Here is a 19914-nt window from a genome sequence, read left to right as displayed (position 1 = left end):
GGAGGGTTGCTAGTGGGGCCGGCCGTGGAGCATCAGGCTCATCGCCTCGGCGCGGGTGGCGGCGTCGCGGAGCTGACCGCGCACCGCAGAGGTGATGGTCCGCGCCCCGGGTTTGGAGACCCCGCGCATGGACATGCACAGGTGCTCGGCCTCGACGACGACCATCGCCCCGCCAGGAGCCAGATGCTCGACCAGGGCGTCGACCACCTGAGTGGTGAGCTGCTCCTGGACCTGCGGGCGCTTGGCGAAGATGTCCACCAGCCTGGCGAGCTTGCTCAGTCCGGTGACCTTGCCCTCCGGGGAGGGGATGTAGCCGATGTGGGCGTGGCCGAAGAAGGGCACCAGATGATGTTCACAGGTGGAGTAGAAGGGAACGTCGCGGACCAGCACGAGCTCCTCGTGGCCGATGTCGAAGGTGGTCGACATCAGCTCGGCAGGGTCCTCGCGGAGACCCTGGAAGGCCTCCTCATAGGCCCGGGCCACCCGGGCCGGGGTGCCCTTGAGACCCTCGCGCTCCGGGTCCTCCCCGACGGCGAGCAGGATCTCGCGCACCGCAGCCTCGATCCGCGGCAGATCCACCGAGCCTTCAAGCGGGGTGCCCGCACCGGCGGCACCGGCGGCGCCGACGGAGCGACTGCCCGACCGGTCGGCGGATGGGGTGGGAGGGCGGTCAGGCATCGGAGTTCTCGCCGCCGAACTGGTATTCGGGGTCCCGCTCGTCCTCCGGCACCACCTCGGAGGTGATCGTGACCGGTCGTCCCGGGGAAGATTCCCAGATCTGGCGGACCGGGCGCTTGATCACGTCGTGGAAGATCGCGGCGACCTCCTTGGCGTTGAGGGTCTCCACGCGGAGCAGCTCCTCGGCGAGGCGGTCGAGCACATGCCGGTTCTCATGCAGCGCGTGGTAGGCCTCGTCGTGGGCCTCGTCGATGATGGCGCGGACCTCGGAGTCGATGACGGAGGCGAGGTCCTCGGAGTACTCCTTGCCCTGGGCCATCTCGCGTCCCAGGAACGGGCTGGTGTCGCCGGAACCGAGCTTCACGGAGCCGACCCTCGCGCTCATCCCGTATTCGGTGACCATCCGGCGTGCGGTCTCGGTGGCCTTCTGGATGTCGTTCGCGGCCCCGGTGGAGGGGTCCTGGAAGACGATCTCCTCCGCCACCCGGCCGCCCATGGCGTAGGCGATGGTGTCCAGCAGCTCGTTGCGGGTGGTGGAGTACTTGTCCTCCTCGGGCACGACCATGGTGTAGCCCAGGGCGCGGCCGCGCGGAAGGATCGTGATCTTGGTGACCGGCGCGGAGTAGTTCAGCGCAGCCGCCACCAGCGCGTGGCCGCCCTCGTGATAGGCGGTGACCCGGCGCTCGTGGTCCTTCATCAGCCGGGTCCGCTTCTGCGGTCCGGCCATGACCCGGTCGATGGCCTCGTCGATCGCGCGGTCATCGATCAGGTCGGCGTTGGAGCGTGCCGTGAGCAGCGCGGCCTCGTTGAGCACATTGGCCAGATCCGCACCGGTGTAGCCGGGGGTCTTGCGGGCCACGGCCTTGAGGTCGACGTCGTCGACCATCGGCTTGCCCTTGGCATGGACCTCCAGGATCGCGCGGCGGCCGGCGAAGTCGGGGGCCTCCACGGGGATCTGTCGGTCGAAGCGGCCGGGACGCAGCAGCGCCGGATCCAGCACGTCGGGCCGGTTCGTGGCGGCGATGACGATGATGTTGGTGTTGGCGTCGAAGCCGTCCATCTCCACCAGCAGCTGGTTCAGCGTCTGCTCGCGCTCATCGTTGCCTCCACCCACACCGGCGCCGCGCTGGCGGCCCACGGCGTCGATCTCGTCGACGAAGATGATGGCCGGGGCGTTCTCCTTGGCCTGCTTGAAGAGGTCCCGCACGCGGGAGGCGCCGACGCCGACGAACATCTCCACGAAGTCCGAGCCTGAGATCGAGTAGAAGGCGCCGCCGGCCTCGCCGGCCACGGCCTTGGCCAGCAGCGTCTTGCCGGTGCCGGGGGCGCCATAGAGCAGCACGCCCTTGGGGATCTTCGCCCCCAGGCGCTGGAACTTCTCGGGCTCGGAGAGGAACTCCTTGATCTCATGGAGCTCCTCCACGGCCTCTTCAGCGCCGGCCACGTCGCCGAACGCCACCTGGGGCATGTCCTTGTCGAACATCTTGGCCTTGGACTTGCCGAACTGCATCACCCGGGAGTTGCCGCCGGACATGCGGGTCAGCAGCCAGATGAAGAGCAGCGCGATGATCAGGAAGGGGATCATGAAGCCGAGCATGGAGAGCAGCCAGTTCGACTGCTCCGGCTCATCGGTGTAGCCCTCGAGGTCAGCGTCGGCGATGGCCTCGACCACGGTCTCGGCGCGAGCCGAGGAGTAGAAGAAGTGGACGACGTCGCCGACCTCCTGCCCGTCCTGCTCATACGGGGAGCTCAGGTTCAGATCGACGCGCTGGTCGCCGTCCTCGACGGAGGCTTCGACGACCTCACCCTCGGCAAGGAGCTCCATGCCGACATTCGTGTCCACCCGCTGACCGTTGGCCGAGGAGGAGAACATCATCGGCACGACAAGCAGCAGCAGCACCACCGCCAGGACGATCCAGAACAGTGGCCCGGTGAAGATCTTCTTGAAGTTCATGCAGCTCCGTCAGACGCAGATATACCTAGCATCTAAAGGTACTCGGGCTCGAGGTGATGGGGCTAACCCGGGCTGGACAAGTTCGCCTCCGGGAGAACTCGCCCAGCCGGGAGCGTGCGCCGAACGGAGGGGCGAAACGACCGGGTCAGCCGATGATCGGGATCAGCAGCGAGACCGTCAGCAGCACCAGGGCCCCGCCGATCCGGGAGGAGACCTGCAGGAACGGCATCAGCTCAAGCCGGTTCGCGGCGGAGACCACGGCGACATCCCCGGTGCCGCCCATGTCGGTCATGCCCATGCCGATGGCGATCGAGGTTTCGGCGTAATACATCTTCACCAGCCAGCCCAGCGCACCGGAGACCAGGATCGCGACCACTACGGCCAGCGCCACGAGCACCGGGTAGCGCCAGTCGGAGAGCAGCCGGCCGAGCTCGTCGAACTCGAAGAAGGTGATCGAGATGCCCACCAGCAGCGCCGGGGTCAGCGTTCCGGAGACGAACCCGAACCAGTTCGAGACGGCGTCCTCGAAGGAGGCTGGCATCAGTCCGAAGATCTTGATGGAGGCAGCCAGCAGAATGGTCCAGGCGTAGGCGTGCAGCCCGGGGACGAACTCCGCGATGATGCTGCCGGCCAGGAAGAGCGTGGCGGCCAGGGTCAGGCCCACGACGAGCACGTTGAAGGATCCGCTGGTGGGCTTCGGCCTGGACTTGAACTGATCAGCGCTGCCTTCGACCCGCACGATCTGCCCGTTGCCGTTGAAGCCGACGAAGAACTGCTGGCCCTTATAGGTGATGCCGTTGAAGATGCCGGCGCAGAAGATGGTCAGCACGTTGGCGATGATCACCGCGGGGATCAGCTGTGCCACATAGGCTCCGGCGTCGCCGCCCATCTGGTCTGAGTAGATCCCGGACATCGGCACGATGCCGGCGCCCACACCTCCGCCCATGATCGGAGCCGCCACGAAGAGCACCGAATCGCGCAGCCCGAAGCCCAGCGCGGTTCCCACCGCGCCGACGACGACGAAGACGGTGATGATGGTGCCGATCAGCGGCACCGCGATCCGCGCGCCGGCCTTGAGCAGCAGCGCTCGCGGCATGCCCAGGATGGAGCCGGCGATGAGACTGGCGACGTAGAAGTCGATGAAGCCGATCTCGGAGCCGTCGGTGAAGATCTCCATGTTCTCCGCAAGCGACTGGGGGAACCAGCCGAAGTGGAGCAGGATCGCCGGGGTCAGGATGCACAGCACGGTGGGCAGGCCGTAGTTGCGCAGGCCGGGCACTCGTCCGCCGAGCCAGTTCAGGAGCGCCCCGACCAGGATGACGACGGCGAAGCCGGCGAGCATCGTGTTCGGCAGCACTCCCAGCGCGGCGCAGAGCAGGATGACGCCGAACAGCAGGGCGAACCATCCGATGGGCAGACCCATGATGCGGGTCCAGCTCTCGGGCCGGTCAAACTCCTCGGCGGCGTCTGCGTGGACCGGTTCGGCCGGCGTCGTCATCCTGTGGGTCTCGCTGGAAGTCCCCTCGCCCGGAAGCGTCTCGGAGGGGGATCCTGCGGGCTGCATTGCCCGCGATTCAGTCTCGCCGCGCACGTGTCTCCTCGAAAGTCTCAGATGCCTGACCGCGCGGGCTCACTGCCTGTGTGTGGCACGTCACCGGTGTGGCCAGCGTTACGCTACTTTGCATTTTATAAAGTATCAACTGAGGCGAGCGGTGGGAGGATTGACGAGGCGAGCGGCACCCTGCATGAGGCGGCGGACGGACCCGGCAGAGGGCGGGTGCCGGTGTGCCAGTGGCCCGGGATGCGCCAGGGTCCTCGGGCCGGAGCGGCTCGACGGCCTGAGGCTCAGAGCCTGTTCAGGGCGGCTTCACGGCCGTGTTCGATGTGCTGCGCGGTCAGTGCGGCTGCGGCATCCAGATCCTCGGCCACCAGGGCGTCGAGGATCGCGTGGTGCTCACGGCTGGACTGGGACACCCGCTCCTGATCTGCGTAGAGGCCCAGAGAGGGATAGGGCATGCCGGCCCAGAGCTGGTCGATGAAGCCCATCATCAGGGCGTCTCGGCTGAGCCGATACAGCGCGTAGTGGAAGGCCTCGTTGCGCTGCACGACCTCCAGCGCGGTCTGTGCCTGATCGCAGGCGCAGACGAGCTCGCGCAGATCCTCGAGATCACCTGGGGTCAGCTGCTGCCCGGCCTGGCGCACCGCGAGCGGCTCGAGCACGGCGCGCAGCCGGTAGACCTGCTCGATGCGTTCCGGGGTGAGCTCGGCGATGAAGGTGCTGCCGTGCGGGTCGTGAACCACGAACCCTTCGGCCTGAAGCCGATTCAGCGCTTCGCGCACCGGTGTCAGGCTCATGTCGAGCATGTCGCTCAGGTATCTGAGCGTGATGCGCTCCCCCGGCGCGAGCTCGCCGGCCTGGATGCTGCTGCGCAGGCTGGAGTAGGCGGCCGCGGCCTTGCTCACCGGCCGCACCGGTACGATCTCATCCACAGCCCAGCTCCTCCCGTGTCTGCCGCGGCGAGCGGTCAGCTCACTGGTAGACGTGCGGAGCCAGGATCCCGACACAGTCGAGGTTCCGGTACTTCTCGGCGAAGTCCAGGCCGTAGCCGACGACGAACTTGTTCGGGATGTCCATGCCGACGTACTTCACGTCGATGTCGACCTTCACGGCGTCGGGCTTGCGGAAGAGTGTGCAGATCTCCAGCGAGGCGGGCCCGCGGGATTCCAGGTTGGTCTTGAGCCAGGACAGCGTCAGGCCGGAGTCGATGATGTCTTCGACGATGAGCACATGGCGGTTCATCAGGTCCGCATCGAGATCCTTGAGGATGCGCACCACCCCGGAGGACTTGGTGCCGGAGCCGTAGGAGGACACCGCCATCCAGTCCATGGTCACGTGTGAGCTCAGCGCGCGGGCCAGATCGGCCATGACCATGACCGCGCCTTTGAGAACGCCGACCAGCAGCACGTCCTTGTCTGCGTAGTCACGATCGATGACTGCGGCAAGTTCTTTGATCTTCGCGTCGATCTCATCCTTGGTGTAGAGCACCTCGGTGAGATCTGCACTGACATCCTGAGCGTCCATGGGTGGTGTCCAGCTCCTTGTAGAAGGTCTCGCGTTCCTCAGTTCAGGCGTGGAACGATGACAAGTTTCGCATAGTCCGGGCTCCCCCGCGTCCCGCGGTGCGCGCTGACCCCTCCCTCCAGCTCGATCGGGCCCGCCGATCCGGTCTTCGCCAGGAGCTTCTCCACCGCGCCGAGCCGCTCGAACGAGGGGTTGGCGCCTCCCGCGGCGACGACGGCGAGCGCGATCACCCGGCGTCGGATCGCCGGCGGCGCGCCGAGCAGCGCTGGCAGCGCCATCCGCAGCTGCCCCTGAAGCCCGGGATCTTCGAGCAGCAGCTCAAAGTGGGCCTTCGCCTCCTGGTCCAGGTATGCCGCATCCTCTGCGGCGATCTGTGCGGTGCGCGCCAGCGATTCTCGGATGGAGCTGCTGAGCTGGTCCTCGAGATAGGGCAGGATCTCGGTGCGGACCCTCGAGCGCAGGAAGCGGGGATCCGTGTTCGCGGGATCCTGCCAGGGGCTCAGCTGCGCATGGGCGCAGATCTCTTCGGTCTCGGCGCGGGTCAGCCCCAGCAGCGGGCGCCGGAATGGGCCGCGCACGGCAGGGATCCCGGCCAGGCTGCGGGTCCCCGACCCGCGGGCGAGGCCCAGCAGCACCTGCTCGGCCTGATCATCACGGGTATGGGCCAACAGGATCCGAGTGGCCCCGGTCTGGGCCAGCGCCTGGGAGAAGGCCCGGTAGCGCGCCGAGCGGGCTGCCGCCTCGGGGCCCTCGCCGGAGTCGGGGTCCACGGTCGCCTTCACGGAGATCACCGGGTGCAGCCCAAGGCGTGTCAGCTGGGCCCGCGCCGTCGTGGTGACGGCCTCGCTGTCCGGGTGCAGCTGGTGGTCCACGACGACGGCGCCCACCCGTGCACCGCCCGGTGCGCTGGGGCTGTTGTCAGGGCTGGGGCTGTTGTCAGGGCTGGGGCTGTCCCTGCCGCCGTCGCGGCGCTGCTGGTGGAAGCCGGCGGCAGCGGCCAGGGCGAGCGAGTCGGCTCCGCCGGAACAGGCCACCAGGGTCAGCCCCTCAGGATCAAGGACGGCTTCGACGGCGCGGCGCGCCCGGTTCACCGAGTCGGGGAAGCGGGGGCTCACGCCAGTCCCATGCGCTCGATCCATTCCTGCGGGTGGTGCAGCTCATGCTCGGTGGGCAGGTGCTCGGGGGACTCCCAGATGATGTTGAAGGAGTCCATGCCGATGGCATCCACGATGTGTCCGACGAACTTCTGTCCGTCCCGGTACTGGGCGGCCTTCACGTCGAGCTGGAGCAGCTTGCGGATGAATTTCTCCAGCGGGGTGCGGGTCTTGCCGCGGGCTTCGAAGCGCCGCCGGATGGTCTTCACACTGGGCACGATCGAGGCGTCGACCCCGTCCATGATGACGTTGGCGTGACCCTCGAGCAGGCTCATCACGGCGGTCAGGTGGGACATGGTCTCGCGGTCCTGCGGGGTCTGGATGACCTCGACCAGTCCCCGGCCGGCCCGGACCTGCTCGATGATCTCCCCGAGCCGATCCCCCAGTCCTGAGGCCATACCCATGGTGGAAGAGCTCAGCTCGGTGATCTTGGCCTTGAGATGGTCGGCGAGCCAGGGCGCGGCGGCGAACTGCACCCGGTGGGTCTGTTCGTGCAGGCACACCCAGAGGCGGAAATCCTCGGGCACCACGTTGAGCTCGGTGGTGATCTCCACGATGTTCGGGGCGACCAGGATCAGCCGGTTCTGCGTGAAGGGATCGAACTGCCCCAGCACATTGGCGGAGAGGAAGGCCAGCACCGCGCCGAGCTCGGCGCCGGCGAAGGAGGAGCCGAAGACCTGCGCGTTGGAGCCCTCCTTGCCGAGTTCCGGCTTCTGCTCCAGGGCGACCTTCAGCGCGGGCCCCAGCAGCTCGCGGAAGCTCTCCACATTGGCCTTGGACCACGTGGCGCGGTCCACCACGAGGGTCTCGGCGGGATCGGCGCCCAGGTTCCGGGCCGCCTCAAGCCCGGTGATCCGGTGCACGTGGTCAACAGCCTCGGCGGCTGCGCCGCGCAGGGCGGCCACCTCCTCCTGGACCTGGGCGGCGCTGAACCGGGGCCCCGCCGGGGCCACTCGTGCCGCCGTCGTGGTGGCGAGCTCCCAATTGATCATCAGGTCACTGGCTTGTGCCGTGGAGGTGCTGTTCATCGGTCCATCACACCACAACAACCTCAGCTCCGTGACAGCGCCGCCAGCCGGGCGGCCGGGCTCAGCCCATGGCGGCGACGCTCAGCCCATCACCCGGCCGGTGATCTGGTCCAGTATCTTGTCGCTGAGCATCCGTCGGCCGAAGAGTCCGGCCCAGGCCAGGTGCCCCAGCGCGCAGCGGGTGCTTGGACGCGGCGGGGTCCGCGAGCGCGCGAACACCGCCGCACGCAGCGAGTGGGCGATATGAGCGAAGATCGCCGTCGAAGACGGCGGAAAAGTCGCTCAGATCGCCCACTCGCTGGGAAGTCGGGCTGGGTCAGCCCTTGAAGCGCTCGATGGAGCGGGTCAGCTCGGCCTCAGCCTCTTCGCGACCGGCCCAGCCCTCGATCTTGACCCACTTGCCGGGCTCGAGGTCCTTATAACGGGTGAAGAAGTGCTCGATCTCCTGGCGCGTCCACTGATCCACATCCTCGAGCTCCTGGATGTGATCGAAGCGCTTGTCCTTGGGGACGCAGAGCAGCTTGGCGTCGCCGCCGCCGTCGTCGGTCATGTTCAGCACGCCCACCGGGCGGGACTCCACGACGACGCCGGGGACCAGGTCCACGCCCGGGATCCAGACCATCGCGTCCAGCGGGTCACCGTCTTCACCGAGGGTGTCATCGAAGTACCCGTAGTGGGTCGGGTACTGCATGGGGGTGAAGAGCACGCGGTCGAGCCGGAGACGGTGGGTCTCATGGTCGATCTCGTACTTCACGCGGGAGCCTTCGGGAATTTCGATGGTGACATCGTGAGTCAGGGCCACGGGTTCTCCTAGTGTTGAGCGTCAAGAGCACTGCTGTGCGGCCGCACCGGAAGCCCGTGAAGGATTCTCGCTGCGCGTCCGCTTCCACGGCCAAGCGTACACATTGCGCCCGGTCAACGGTCTCGTGCGGCGTCCCGGAGCTCCACCTCGGTGCCGAGCTGGGCGCCCAGCGTCCCGGCCCCGGCGCGGGCCCGGGCCGTGACCGCGCGGGTGCTGTGTCCACGTTCAGGGAAGATCCGGTTGAGCTGCAGCACCCCGCCCACGCGCTGGAGGTCCACCCGGCCGACCATCTCGGTGCCGGAGAGCACCGCCATGACGTAGTGGCCGTAGAGCCGCTTGTCCTTGGGCACGTAGGCCTCGAAGCTGTAGTCGAAGTCGAAGATCCGGCGGGCCCGACCGCGGTCTCGCAGCAAGGGGTCGAAGGGGCCGATGAGTCGGGACTGGGCTGCCGGTGCGGTGCCGGGCGGCGAGGTGGTGTGTGGGGAGGGCTGCGGAGTGGCGTCTGCCTCAGGGGCGGCGCGATCGGGCACCGGGTCCAGCAGCTGTGGGTGGCAGTAGGCGAGGTCCTTCCATCCCTGGACCTGCAGCGCGGTGAGCCCGGCGAGCGCGATGCCACGGGCGGCGTCGGCGGTGGAGAGGTGGTAATGGTGGGCGAAGTCGGCCGCGGTCATCACCGCGAGGGTTCCGGCGGCCCGGCGGGCGAGATCGGCGCGCAGCTGATCCCTCGGGAGGTGTGCCGCTTCGAGGATCGGTGCAGGCAGCGCGCGTTCAGGCAGGTCGAAGAGCCGGATGATCCCGTTGCGCGCGGTGATCACCAGCTCCCCGGTGCGGACCATGAGCTCGGCGGCGTGCTTGATCTCAGACCAGTTCCAGCCGGTGGTGCGCGTGGCGCCCATCGCGGCTTCGATGGCGCCGATCTGGGCGCCGCTCTCCGCCGCGGCGACCACCTCGCGGATCTGCGCGCGCATCTTCGGATCGAGGCTCAGCGCGTAGGTCTCGCGGACGCGTTCGCGGCGCAGCTGCAGCAGCGGCCAGTCCTCGATCGGGAACACGCAGGCGACCTTGGTGAAGGCCTCGAAGGAGACCGGCGTCCCGTGCAGCGGAGCTCCCGCCGGCCAGAGCGAGGAGTCGATGTCCTCGGCCCGGGCGCTGCGCGGCAGCCGGGTCAGCGTGGTGAGCCGCTGCGCGGTGGAGACCCGGGTGAGCGGGTCCAGCTGGATCAGCCCGATTCCGCGCAGGACTCCCGCCGCGCTGGCGTAGAACCCGGGGCCGGCCGGGGCAGGGATGTGCTGGGCACCTGTGACGACGGCGCGCACCCAGTCGGTGCTCACGGGCAGCGCGGGCGTCGTCGTCGCCGGGGGTGCCGGCGTCGAGCGCGCTGGGCCTGCCTCTGACTCAGTCATGACCGAAGAAGCCCCTGAGTCGGTCGTTGCCGGTGACCTGGATCTGCCAGGGCGGGCGGAGCAGGTCGTTCTTCGGCAGCCGGAACATGTGCTCCCATTCGGGCTTCTCGCCGTGGGCATCCGGGACCCGACGGGTGCCCGCGGTGAAGTAGCCCAGCGTCTCGGCGACCCGCCGCGAGCGCTCGTCCCAGGTGGAGGCGCCGGACTCGGCGTATTCGGCGCCGAAGTGGTCGAAGGCCCACAGCAGCATCGCGGCGTGAGCCTCGGTGCCCAGGCCCTGGCCCTGCCGGTCGGCGCGCAGCCAGCTGCCGGATCCGATGGTGCGCAGCACGGACCAATCCTCGGCGCGGCAGTCCTGCATCCCGATGAGCTCACCGGACTCTTGGGTCAGGCAACCTTCGGCGCTGCCGGCACCCTTGAGGAAGATTCCGAGCATCAGACTCCACTGGTCTGGGCCGATCTCGGATCGAGTGGACCACAGCCGCGGCAGCGCACTCTTCGGAAGTTCTGCAGCTTCCTGCTCGTTCCTGGCATGGCGGAACGGATTCCTGCTGGTCTGGGTGACCCCCGAGGTCGCGGCGTCCACATACGCAGGAAAGTCGGTCTCGCGCACGACCCGCAGCTCAATCCGCGCGGATTCGATGCGCAGGCCGAAGGGCGGCCAGAGCTCCTCCAAGGTCAGTGCGGGGGTCACCGGGCGCTCGCTGGGCTGGGGCATCTGATGATCCTAGTCGCGCGTCACGACTCGGCGGTGTCCTCGCTCACACAATCTGCGTACTATGTCTGCCATCACATCATTCGCACCGTAACCGGCGCCTGCCCTCATGCAGGCGCCCCCAATGAGGAGGTCAAGATGGACGGAGTCAACTCTCTGGTCATCGCCGCGATCGGCGTCGCTATGATGCTCAGCGGCTATTTCCTGTATTCGCGGTTCCTCGCGAAGAAGGTCTACAAGCTCAACGCGGAGTTCAAGACGCCCGCACATCAGTTCAACGACGGCGTGGACTACGTCCCCACGAACCGTTACGTGCTCTGGGGCCACCACTTCACCTCGGTGGCCGGCGCAGCGCCCATCGTGGGCCCCGCCGTCGCCGTCATCTGGGGCTGGCTCCCGGCGTTCATCTGGGTCACCGTCGGCACCGTGTTCATCGCGGGCATGCATGACCTCGGCGCACTCTGGGCCTCCCAGCGCAACCGTGGCCAGTCGATCGGCACGCTCTCGGGTCGCTACATCAGCGCCCGCGGCCGCAACCTGTTCCTGGTCGTGGTCTTCCTGCTGCTGCTCATGGTGGTCGCAGCCTTCGCCGTGGTGATCTCGAACCTGCTGGTCTCCCAGCCGGGGGCGGTCATACCCACCTGGGGCGCGCTGATCGTCGCGCTGCTGGTTGGTCAGGCGATCTACCGATTCCGCTGGAACCTGCTGGCAGTCACCGCAGTCGGCGTCATCGCGCTCTACAGCCTGATCATCCTGGGCAACGCGTACCCGATCGAACTGCCGGAGAGCACCTTCGGCCTGGCGCCCAACGGCGTCTGGATCATCGTGCTCTTCCTCTACGCCGGCATCGCCTCGCTGCTGCCGGTGTGGGTGCTGCTGCAGCCACGTGACTACATCAACGGCGTGCAGCTGTTCATCGGTCTGGGCATCCTCTACGGCGCAACGATGTTCGCCACCCCGACCATCGTGGCTCCGGCGATCAACACGAACCTGCCTGAGGGCACCCCCTCGATGATTCCGCTGCTCTTCGTCACCATCGCCTGTGGCGCGATCTCCGGCTTCCACGGCACCGTCGCCAGCGGGACCACCTCGAAGCAGCTGGACCGGGAGACCGATGCGCGCTTCGTCGGATACTTCGGAGCCGTGGGCGAGGGCCTGCTGGCCCTGGGTGCGATCATCGCCACCACCGCCGGCTTCCAGACGCTGACCCAGTGGGAAGAGGTCTACTCCTCCTTCAACGACAACCCGGTCGGGAACTTCGTCGCGGGCGGCGGCGCGATCGTCAACGCGGGCCTCGGGATCCCGGTGGGTCTCTCGGCCACCATTCTGGCGACCATGGCCGTGCTCTTCGCGGCGACGACCATGGACACCGGCGTGCGCCTGATGCGCTTCGTGGTCCAGGAGATCGGCGAACTCGCGAAGATCCGGATCGGCGTCATCACGGCGACCATCGTGGTGATCGTGATCGGTGGCGGGCTGACCTTCTCGCAGGGCGCCGACGGCTCCGGCGGCATGCTGATCTGGCCGCTGTTCGGCACCACCAACCAGCTGCTGGCCTCGCTGACCATGGGCATCATCGTGGTGATGCTGATGCGCAAGAACCGCCCGTTCCTGCCGGTGCTGATCCCGATGGCGTTCGTGCTCGTGATGAGCTCCTACGCCGCTGTGGTCCAGGTGTTCAGCTTCCTCGAGAACGGCGAGTGGCTGCTGTTGACGATCAACGTGGTCATCATCTTCGCCGCGGTCTGGGTCCTGGTGGAGTGCATCATGTCTATGAAGCGGGCGTGGAGCGGGGAGAAGGAGCCCGAGGACGACGTCGCGCTCACCGCAGACGAGAAGCTGCCCCTGCGCTGACCTAGCTTCCTAGAGCCCCACCCTCATCGAGTGGGCGATCTGAGTGATTCTCCGGGCCGGAACGGCCGTTGAATCCACTCAGATCGCCCACTCGAGGTGTTTGTGGGGCGGCTGGGGCGGATTGGGCGCGGGGTGACCGCCCCCGCGCCTCAATCCTGCTTCAGAATGCTGCGCAGAACCGGCACCAGTCCGTCTTCCTCGACCGGGGCGGTGAGCTCGTCGGCGACGTCGATCACTTCTTGGGGCGCCTGCCCCATGGCGACGCCGCGGGCGGCCCAGCCGAGCATCTCGATGTCATTGCGCCCATCACCGACGGCGACGGTGTCCTTGGCGGGCACCTGGAGCCGTTCGCGCAGCGCCTCCAGGGAGGACCCCTTGCTGACTCCGGAGGCGGCGATGTCGAGCCACGCCGACCAGCCCACCGAATAGGTGACTCCGTGCAGGCCGATGCTCTGCACCGCGGTGGCGAAGTCCTCAGCGGTGGACTCGGTGGAGTTGACCACCAGCCGGACGGCCTCAGCCTCCTTCATCTCCTGGAAGCTCACGCCGCGGGCATCGAGGCCGAAGGACATGTCCTCGAAGCGTTCGGTGGAGAGGAAGTCGCCGACGGAGGTCTCGATGGCGTAGCGGGCATTCGGCAGCCGCTCCACCAGCGCGTCCAGCGCGGGAGCGGGGTCAAAGATCCGCCGGTCCAGGACCTCGTAGCCGTCCTCGAGGGACACATCGATCCGCACGGTCACTGCGCCGTTGCTGCACACCGCGTAGCCGTGTTCGATGCCGAAGGTCTCGACCACGGGAAGCGTCGCCGGCAGGGACCGGCCGGTGGAGACCACCACCGTGTGCCCCTCGGCCACCAGGGCGCGACCGACCTCCTTCACGGCGTCGGACATCCGACCGTCGTGGAAGACGATCGTGCCGTCCACGTCCAGGCAGACCATCTTCTTCCCCGGGGTATGGGAGAAGCTGCCGCCTGCGCCGGCCGCCGGGATCGAGAATTCTTCAGAAGTCGTCACTGCAGATGTATTCATTGTCATCACACTCGCTCGGAAGGGGTAACCGGTCATTATGCCTTATGGGTCAGTCTTGCACCCCCGCACCCCGAGGTTCGGCACGAATAGGCCGGACTATCGCCTTTTGGGTACTGTTGCCATACATGTAACTCTGCGTTTCACTGCCACCGTCCGCCTGGTCTTCAGCCGGGTCGGGGCAGTGTCAGGGAAGCGCAGAGAATTGCGACGCTTCGTAGGAGGCACCACAAATGGACGCGATGAACTCGGTATCCATCACCGGCGGCGGATACACGGCAGAGGTCAGCCTTCTCGGCGGCCAGCTGCTCAACCTCACACATCACGAGGACGAGCTCATCGTGCCCGCCGCGAAGACCGACGGCTCCTTCGCCGGGGCCGTGCTGGCTCCGTGGCCCAATCGGACCAAGGGTGGCAGCTACACCTACAACGGGGTGGAGCACCTGCTTCCGGTCAACGAAGAGGCCACCGGTGCCGCCCTGCACGGACTGCTCATCGACCTGCCGCTGCGCGTGATCTCCGAAAAGGAGTCCGAGGTGCAGCTGGCGGGCTGGCTGGAGAGCTCGGAGGGATACCCCTTCGGCCTGGACATCGCCCTGACCTACCGGGTCTCCGCCGACGTCGGCCTCGCCGCGACACTGATGGCGCGCTACCGCCCTGAGCAGCTGGAGGACGGTGCCCCGGAGACCGAGGCACCTCTTGTCGAAGCTGATGACAGCGTTCTGGCCGTAGACGGCGTCGAAGCCGGTGATCTTGGAGCCTCAGAAGGCGCGAGGGACGACGACGACGTGAGCCCCGGTGCCGACGAGCCCGACAGCGCAGGCCTCAGTGCAGCCGAGCCCGACAGCGATACGCCTGACGCCGACGCTGCAGACGCCCTCGCCGCAGACAGCGACACCCCCGACGGCGAAACAGCCGAGGACGAGGATCTCAAGCACGACCTGGCTGCCTCCGCCAGCGAAGACCAGGAGAGTGCGGCCCCAGACGCCGCGGTCGCCGATGCCGACGCGACAGACACCGAAGTCGCCGACACCGACGTCCCCGACGGCGAAGCCTCAGAAGCCGAAGTCCGCGACGCCGACGCCCCTGATGCTGACATCGATGGCACCGACGCGACCCCCGCCCAGGTCCCGCAGACCGCGCCCTTCGGCGCCGGCTTCCACCCCTACCTGACTGCTGGTGGGGCCTCGCTGAGGGAATGCCGGCTGCGGCTCCCCGCCCGGACGATGCTCAAGACCAAGGCCGATGGCACTGTGACCGGCCGCAAGTCGGTCTCTCAGGACTTCGACCTCACCAACGGCCCGCTGCTGGCCGGGCGCAACATCGATCACGCCTTCACCGATCTGCCCGAGGAGGGCTGGACCGCGGAACTCATCCACGGGCCCTCAGGGTTCGTGGTGCGCATGATCGCCGACTCGCCCTGGGTCCAGGTCTACACCGGGGAACGGATCGATCGCGCCGGGGTGGCCGTCGAACCGATGACCTGCCCGCCGAATGCGCTCAACAGCGGTGAGGACCTGATCCACCTGGAGCCCGGGAAATGGTTCCGCATGGGCTACAGCATCGAAGCCATCCGAGCCGACTGACACCCCTCAGCTGCGACGCCCAGCTGCGGCGCTCCACTCATGGGCACACGCTGCCCGGGGTCATGCAGGCTCGGTTCATGCAAGCTGGGTTCACCCGGGCTGGGGGACCCACTGCAGCGGCGCGTCCACCACGCAGCGCATCGCGCGCAGCGCACCGCCGGTTGCCGCCGGTGCCGACTGGCTCGAGGCGGTGCGCACCCGGAAGGTGCTCCACTGCGCGGAGAGCACCCGGGAGTTGAGCTCCTTCTCGATGCGCGGACGCAGCATGTCCGCGAGCGGGCCGTAGACCCCGCCGAGCACGATGTCGTGGACGTCGAGCAGGTTCATCGCCCCGGCCAGCGCCACGCCGAGCGCCCATCCGGCGCGGTCGATGGCCTGGCAGGCGGTCCGGCCGGCGTCGTCGTCGCGCTGACTGAGCTCCACCAGGTCCTGCGCGGTGGCGGTGCGCTCCATCCCGGCGGCCGCGAGCAGAGAACGCTTCCCGGCGTAGGTCTCCAGGCAGCCCAGCGCTCCGCAGCCGCACTGCGGCCCCTCCGGTTCCACCGAGATGTGCCCGATCTCTCCGGCCCAGCCGTGCTGTCCGACGTCGACCACTGATTCGATGACCACGGCGGCCCCGATGCCCATCTGCGCGGAGACGTAGAGGAAGGTCTGCTCTTGCTGATCAGCCGCGGCCAGCTCCTGCGCCACCGCAAGCGCAGCGAGCTTGGCCTCGTTCGCGGCATGGATGAATCCACCAAAGGCGTCACGGTGCTCACCGACCAGCAGCGGCACGGCGTCCACGCCGCGCCAGCCGAGGTTCGGGGCCAGCACCAGCGAATGCTCGTCGGCGCCGATCAGGCCCGGCAGTGCCAGGACTGTGCCCACCACGCGCGCGCCTCGGGCGGTGGCCTGCTGGGCCACCCGCAGCGCCATCGCACCAGCCTGAGGCAGCACGGCTTCTGGATCCGAGCCGCGGAAGTCTCCGTCGATGATCTCCTCGGCCAGGGTCTCCCCGGTCAGATCCAGCGCACGGGCCGCCATGAAGTCCACGCTGATCTCCACGCCGAGCCCGGCCAGGGTCGCGCGCGCAGGGTGCAGCGGCACGGCCGGCCGGCCGCGGGAGCCCCCGCCGACGGCCGGGGAGCCTTCGCGGATGATCCCGGCGGCGAGCAGGTCATCGACCAGTCGCGAGACGGTGGAGCGGGTCATGCCGGTGCGCATCGCCAGGTCAGCCCGGGAGAGCGGCTCGACGGCGGAGAAGATCTCTTCGGTCAGCAGCAGCAGGTTGGATTCGCGCAGCGTCTCTTGACGGGCGCCGGGGCGGGAGGACTGGTCGCTGGCCGCTCCGTCTCCGCGCGGGGCGCGGGAGAAGTCGCCGTGGTCGTCTCCGGAGCTGCGGCCCAGCCGGGCGAGCGAGCCGCGCGAGGTCACGCCGAACGCCGTACTGGGGCTCGGTCCTGCCGTCCTGCGGGGAGTGTCTCGGGTCACGGACTTGATCTTAGCCCCAATAGGATTTAGGTTACATCTAGAAACAAAATGAGTGCCGGGTCACAGCTTTCCCGGTGCACCCGGAACCATTCCTTTTCCTTGCAGGAGGCCCCCATGGCATCGACGCCAGCATCTGACTACAAGCTTTCCTTCGGTCTCTGGACCGTCGGATGGACCGCGCAGGACCAGTTCGGTTCGGCCTCCCGCCCTGCGTTCGAGCCCTGGGAGTATCTGCCGAAGCTGAAGGAGGCCGGCGCGTCCGGCGTCACCTTCCACGACGACGACGTCGCCCCCTTCGGCACCGACGACGCCGAGCGCGAGAAGTACTTCACCCGGTTCAAAGAGGTGGCGGACGAGGTCGGCCTGAAGGTCGAGATGGTGACGACCAACACCTTCTCCCACCCGGTCTTCAAGGACGGCGGACTCACCTCCAACGATCGCTCGGTGCGCCGCTTCGGCCTGCGCAAGCTGCTGCGCAACGTCGACCGCGCCGCGGAGTTCGGCGCCGAGACCTTCGTGATGTGGGGCGGCCGTGAAGGCGCCGAGTACGACGGCTCCAAGGATCTCTTCGCCGCCCACGAGCGCTACGCCGAGGGCGTGGACACCATCGCCAGCTACATCAAGGACAAGGGCTACGATCTGCGCATCGCGCTGGAGCCCAAGCCCAACGAGCCACGCGGTGACATCTTCCTGCCGACCATCGGTCACGCGCTTGGCTTCATCGCCCAGCTCGAGCACGGCGACATCGTCGGGCTGAACCCGGAGACCGGTCACGAACAGATGGCCGGACTGAACTTCACCCACGGCATCGCGCAGGCGCTGTGGGCGGGCAAGCTCTTCCACATCGATCTCAACGGTCAGCGCTCCATCAAGTATGACCAGGACCTGGTCTTCGGCCACGGTGAACTGGCCTCGGCGTTCTTCACCGTCGACCTGCTGGTCAACGGCTTCCCAGGCGGCGGACCGAGCTACGACGGCTGGATGCACTTCGACTACAAGCCCTCCCGCACCGATTACGTGCAGGGCATCTGGGACTCGGCGAAGGCCAACGTCGAGATGGTCACCATGCTCGCCGACAAGTCCAAGGCCTTCCGTGCGGACCCCGAGGTCCAGGCTGCGTTGAAGGACTCAGGCGTCTACGAGCTCGGCGAGTCCACCCTGGCCGCCGGCGAGTCGCTCACCGACTTCCTCGCCGACACCTCCAGCTACGAGAAGTTCGACGTGGACAAGGCAGCCGAGCGAAACTACGGCTTCGTGAATCTCAACCAGCTGGCCATGAAACACCTGATCGGCTGATCCTCACCAGTTCGGCCGGGCCTCGGCCGAACAGCTGAGCCTCACCGCGTGGCCGGTCGCATCAGGACACTGGAGCGGCCGGCCACCGCTGTGGGACCCTCGAGAAACGACCCCAGATCATCCCCACGCCAGCTCCCCCGCCAGCGCCAAGGGCCGACCCTGACCGGCAGCCTGCCCGGGCGAGCGTCACGAAAGGACACCGCATGCCCACTCTGGTCGCCGGTATCGATTCCTCCACCCAGTCCTGCAAGGTCGTCATCCGTGACGCGCACACCGGAGAGCTGGTCCGCACCGGCTCCGCGAAGCACCCCGAGGGCACCGAGGTCGCCCCAGCCGCCTGGTGGGTTGCGCTGATCGACGCCATTGCGGCCGCCGGCGGGCTCGCCGACGTCGCCGCCGCCTCGGTGGGCGGGCAGCAGCACGGGATGGTCGCCCTCGATGCCCAGGGCGAGGTCATCCGGGACGCGCTGCTCTGGAACGACACGCGCTCAGCCGATGCCGCGGCCGAGCTGATCGCCGAATACGGCGGCGGGACCGAGGGTGCCGCAGCCTGGACAGCGATGACCGGCTCGGTGCCGGTGGCCTCGCTGACCGTGACCAAGCTGCGCTGGCTCGTCGATGCGGAGCCGGAGAACGCCGCCCGCGTCGCCGCCGTCGCACTCCCCCACGACTGGTTGACCTGGAAGCTCTCGGGCTCCACCGAGCTGGCGGACCTCGCCACCGATCGCTCCGACGCCTCCGGCACCGGCTACTTCGACACCGCCGCCGGCAGCTACCGCTATGACCTGTTGGCCCGCGCCCTGCGGATCTCCGAGGACGCCGCCCGGGAGATCATCCTGCCGCGCGTCTGCGGACCGCGGGAGCAGGTGGGCACCGGGGACCCAGCCCGCGGCTGGGAGCACCTGCTGCTGGGCCCCGGCGCCGGGGACAACGCCGCCGCGGCCCTGGGTCTGGGCATGAGCACCGGCGACGTCGCGCTCTCCATCGGCACCTCCGGCGTGGTCTCCGCGGTCTCGCCGGAGCCCATCCAGGACCCCTCCGGAATGGTCACCGGCTTCGCCGACGCCACCGGGGAGTTTCTGCCGCTGGCGGTCACCCTCAACGGATCGCGAGTCCTCGACGGTGCCGCGAAGATGCTCGGAGTGGACCACGCCGGGCTCGCGGACCTGGCCCTGGCCGCACAGCCCGGCGCCAACGGGCTGACCCTGGTGCCCTACCTCGAGGGGGAACGCACTCCGAACCTCCCCTACGCCACCGGATCCTTCATCGGGCTCACGCTGGCCTCGATGAACCCGCAGGACGTCGCGCGCGCCGCCGTGGAGGGACTGCTCTGCGGCCTCGCCGACGGCCTGGAGGCGATGACCTCCCAGGGCGTCCCGGTGGAGTCCATCACGCTGATCGGCGGCGCTGCCCGCTCCGCGGCCGTCCAGCAGATCGCCCCGGCGATCCTGGGCCGCGAGGTCAGCGTCCCGGCTCCCGGCGAGTATGTCGCCGACGGCGCCGCCCGTCAGGCCGCCTGGGTGCTCTCCGGAGCGCCCAAGCCACCAGCCTGGTCCACGGTGGAGACCCAGACGATCACCGCCACCCCGACCCCGGAGGTCCGCCAGGCCTACGCCGCCCGCCGCGGGCTCATCGCCGAGAAGCACTGAGGTCTCCGGCGACCCCTGCCCGACTGCGTTTGTCGCACGCCTGACAGCTGCCGGGGAGCACCCAGGGAGGCCCGGAAGGGTGCTCCCGCGCGCGGCGTCTGACTGTTCCAGCCGGCTCGGCAACGCCGGGTCTCTGAACGCTCGACGTGGGTCTCGACAGATGTGAGAAGAAGATGCCGATGACACAGGGGAGCCCCCGACGCTGCGTGAAGTGCTCC

The 19914-nt window shown here is 68.2% G+C and carries 17 protein-coding genes; 4 read left to right on the top strand and 13 right to left on the bottom strand.

Going from position 1 to position 19914, the window contains the following annotated elements; all coding sequences use genetic code 11:
- Positions 1-9: 9 nt before the first annotated feature.
- From folE to LSI54_RS06890, 11 genes are all read right to left on the bottom strand, one after another.
- A complete protein-coding gene (folE, locus tag LSI54_RS06940; protein WP_241478019.1) occupies positions 10-678 on the bottom strand; it encodes a GTP cyclohydrolase I FolE in 669 nt (222 codons plus the stop codon).
- Positions 671-2632, bottom strand: a complete 1962-nt coding sequence (gene ftsH, locus LSI54_RS06935; protein ID WP_241466354.1) for an ATP-dependent zinc metalloprotease FtsH — start codon at positions 2630-2632, stop codon at positions 671-673. The genes folE and ftsH overlap by 8 nt, the downstream gene beginning before the upstream one ends.
- A gap of 145 nt (positions 2633-2777) precedes the next feature.
- A complete protein-coding gene (locus tag LSI54_RS06930; RefSeq protein WP_241476325.1) occupies positions 2778-4223 on the bottom strand; it encodes a 2-hydroxycarboxylate transporter family protein in 1446 nt (481 codons plus the stop codon).
- 254 nt (positions 4224-4477) lie between these two features.
- A complete protein-coding gene (locus LSI54_RS06925; RefSeq protein ID WP_241478018.1) occupies positions 4478-5122 on the bottom strand; it encodes a GntR family transcriptional regulator in 645 nt (214 codons plus the stop codon).
- 40 nt (positions 5123-5162) lie between these two features.
- Entirely contained in the window at positions 5163-5714 is a 552-nt protein-coding gene (gene hpt / locus LSI54_RS06920) for a hypoxanthine phosphoribosyltransferase (protein ID WP_241466357.1), read from the bottom strand.
- Positions 5715-5752: 38 nt separating this feature from the next.
- Positions 5753-6829: a tRNA lysidine(34) synthetase TilS gene (gene tilS, locus LSI54_RS06915; RefSeq protein ID WP_241470872.1), complete on the bottom strand. Its 1077-nt coding sequence runs from the start codon at positions 6827-6829 to the stop codon at positions 5753-5755.
- Positions 6826-7860: a zinc-dependent metalloprotease gene (locus tag LSI54_RS06910; protein WP_241478017.1), complete on the bottom strand. Its 1035-nt coding sequence runs from the start codon at positions 7858-7860 to the stop codon at positions 6826-6828. Before LSI54_RS06910 ends, tilS begins: the two co-directional genes overlap by 4 nt.
- A 117-nt stretch (positions 7861-7977) precedes the next feature.
- A complete protein-coding gene (locus LSI54_RS06905; protein WP_241470870.1) occupies positions 7978-8115 on the bottom strand; it encodes a hypothetical protein in 138 nt (45 codons plus the stop codon).
- A gap of 97 nt (positions 8116-8212) precedes the next feature.
- Positions 8213-8692 carry an inorganic diphosphatase gene (locus LSI54_RS06900; protein WP_241465779.1) on the bottom strand — a complete coding sequence of 160 codons (480 nt, stop codon included), beginning with the start codon at positions 8690-8692 and terminating at the stop codon, positions 8213-8215.
- A 119-nt stretch (positions 8693-8811) separates the two neighbouring features.
- A complete protein-coding gene (locus tag LSI54_RS06895) occupies positions 8812-10101 on the bottom strand; it encodes a DNA glycosylase AlkZ-like family protein (RefSeq protein ID WP_241478016.1) in 1290 nt (429 codons plus the stop codon).
- Positions 10094-10819, bottom strand: a complete 726-nt coding sequence (locus LSI54_RS06890; protein WP_241478015.1) for a GNAT family N-acetyltransferase — start codon at positions 10817-10819, stop codon at positions 10094-10096. Before LSI54_RS06890 ends, LSI54_RS06895 begins: the two co-directional genes overlap by 8 nt.
- A gap of 135 nt (positions 10820-10954) precedes the next feature.
- Here LSI54_RS06890 and LSI54_RS06885 point away from each other — a divergent pair, with 135 nt between their 5' ends.
- Positions 10955-12670, top strand: a complete 1716-nt coding sequence (locus LSI54_RS06885) for a carbon starvation CstA family protein (RefSeq protein ID WP_241465583.1) — start codon at positions 10955-10957, stop codon at positions 12668-12670.
- Positions 12671-12819: 149 nt separating this feature from the next.
- Here the strand turns inward: LSI54_RS06885 and LSI54_RS06880 are convergent, their stop codons facing one another.
- Entirely contained in the window at positions 12820-13608 is a 789-nt protein-coding gene (locus tag LSI54_RS06880; protein WP_241465780.1) for an HAD family hydrolase, read from the bottom strand.
- Positions 13609-13937: 329 nt separating this feature from the next.
- Here LSI54_RS06880 and LSI54_RS06875 point away from each other — a divergent pair, with 329 nt between their 5' ends.
- On the top strand, positions 13938-15281 hold the full coding sequence (locus tag LSI54_RS06875) for an aldose epimerase family protein (RefSeq protein ID WP_241478013.1): 1344 nt from the start codon (positions 13938-13940) through the stop codon (positions 15279-15281).
- A 90-nt stretch (positions 15282-15371) separates the two neighbouring features.
- Here LSI54_RS06875 and LSI54_RS06870 read toward each other — a convergent pair whose 3' ends face one another.
- Entirely contained in the window at positions 15372-16751 is a 1380-nt protein-coding gene (locus LSI54_RS06870) for an ROK family protein (protein WP_241478012.1), read from the bottom strand.
- A gap of 114 nt (positions 16752-16865) precedes the next feature.
- Between LSI54_RS06870 and xylA the strand changes: the two genes are divergently transcribed.
- Positions 16866-18047, top strand: a complete 1182-nt coding sequence (gene xylA, locus LSI54_RS06865; protein ID WP_241465586.1) for a xylose isomerase — start codon at positions 16866-16868, stop codon at positions 18045-18047.
- Positions 18048-18250: 203 nt separating this feature from the next.
- A complete protein-coding gene (xylB, locus tag LSI54_RS06860) occupies positions 18251-19696 on the top strand; it encodes a xylulokinase (protein WP_241478011.1) in 1446 nt (481 codons plus the stop codon).
- The last annotated feature ends 218 nt before the right edge of the window (positions 19697-19914 follow it).

Source organism: Nesterenkonia sp. AY15 (assembly GCF_022565855.1).
GTDB lineage: Bacteria > Actinomycetota > Actinomycetes > Actinomycetales > Micrococcaceae > Nesterenkonia.
The sequence above is the reverse complement of the archived record's forward strand: the minus strand, read 5'-3'. Positions and strand labels throughout refer to the sequence as shown.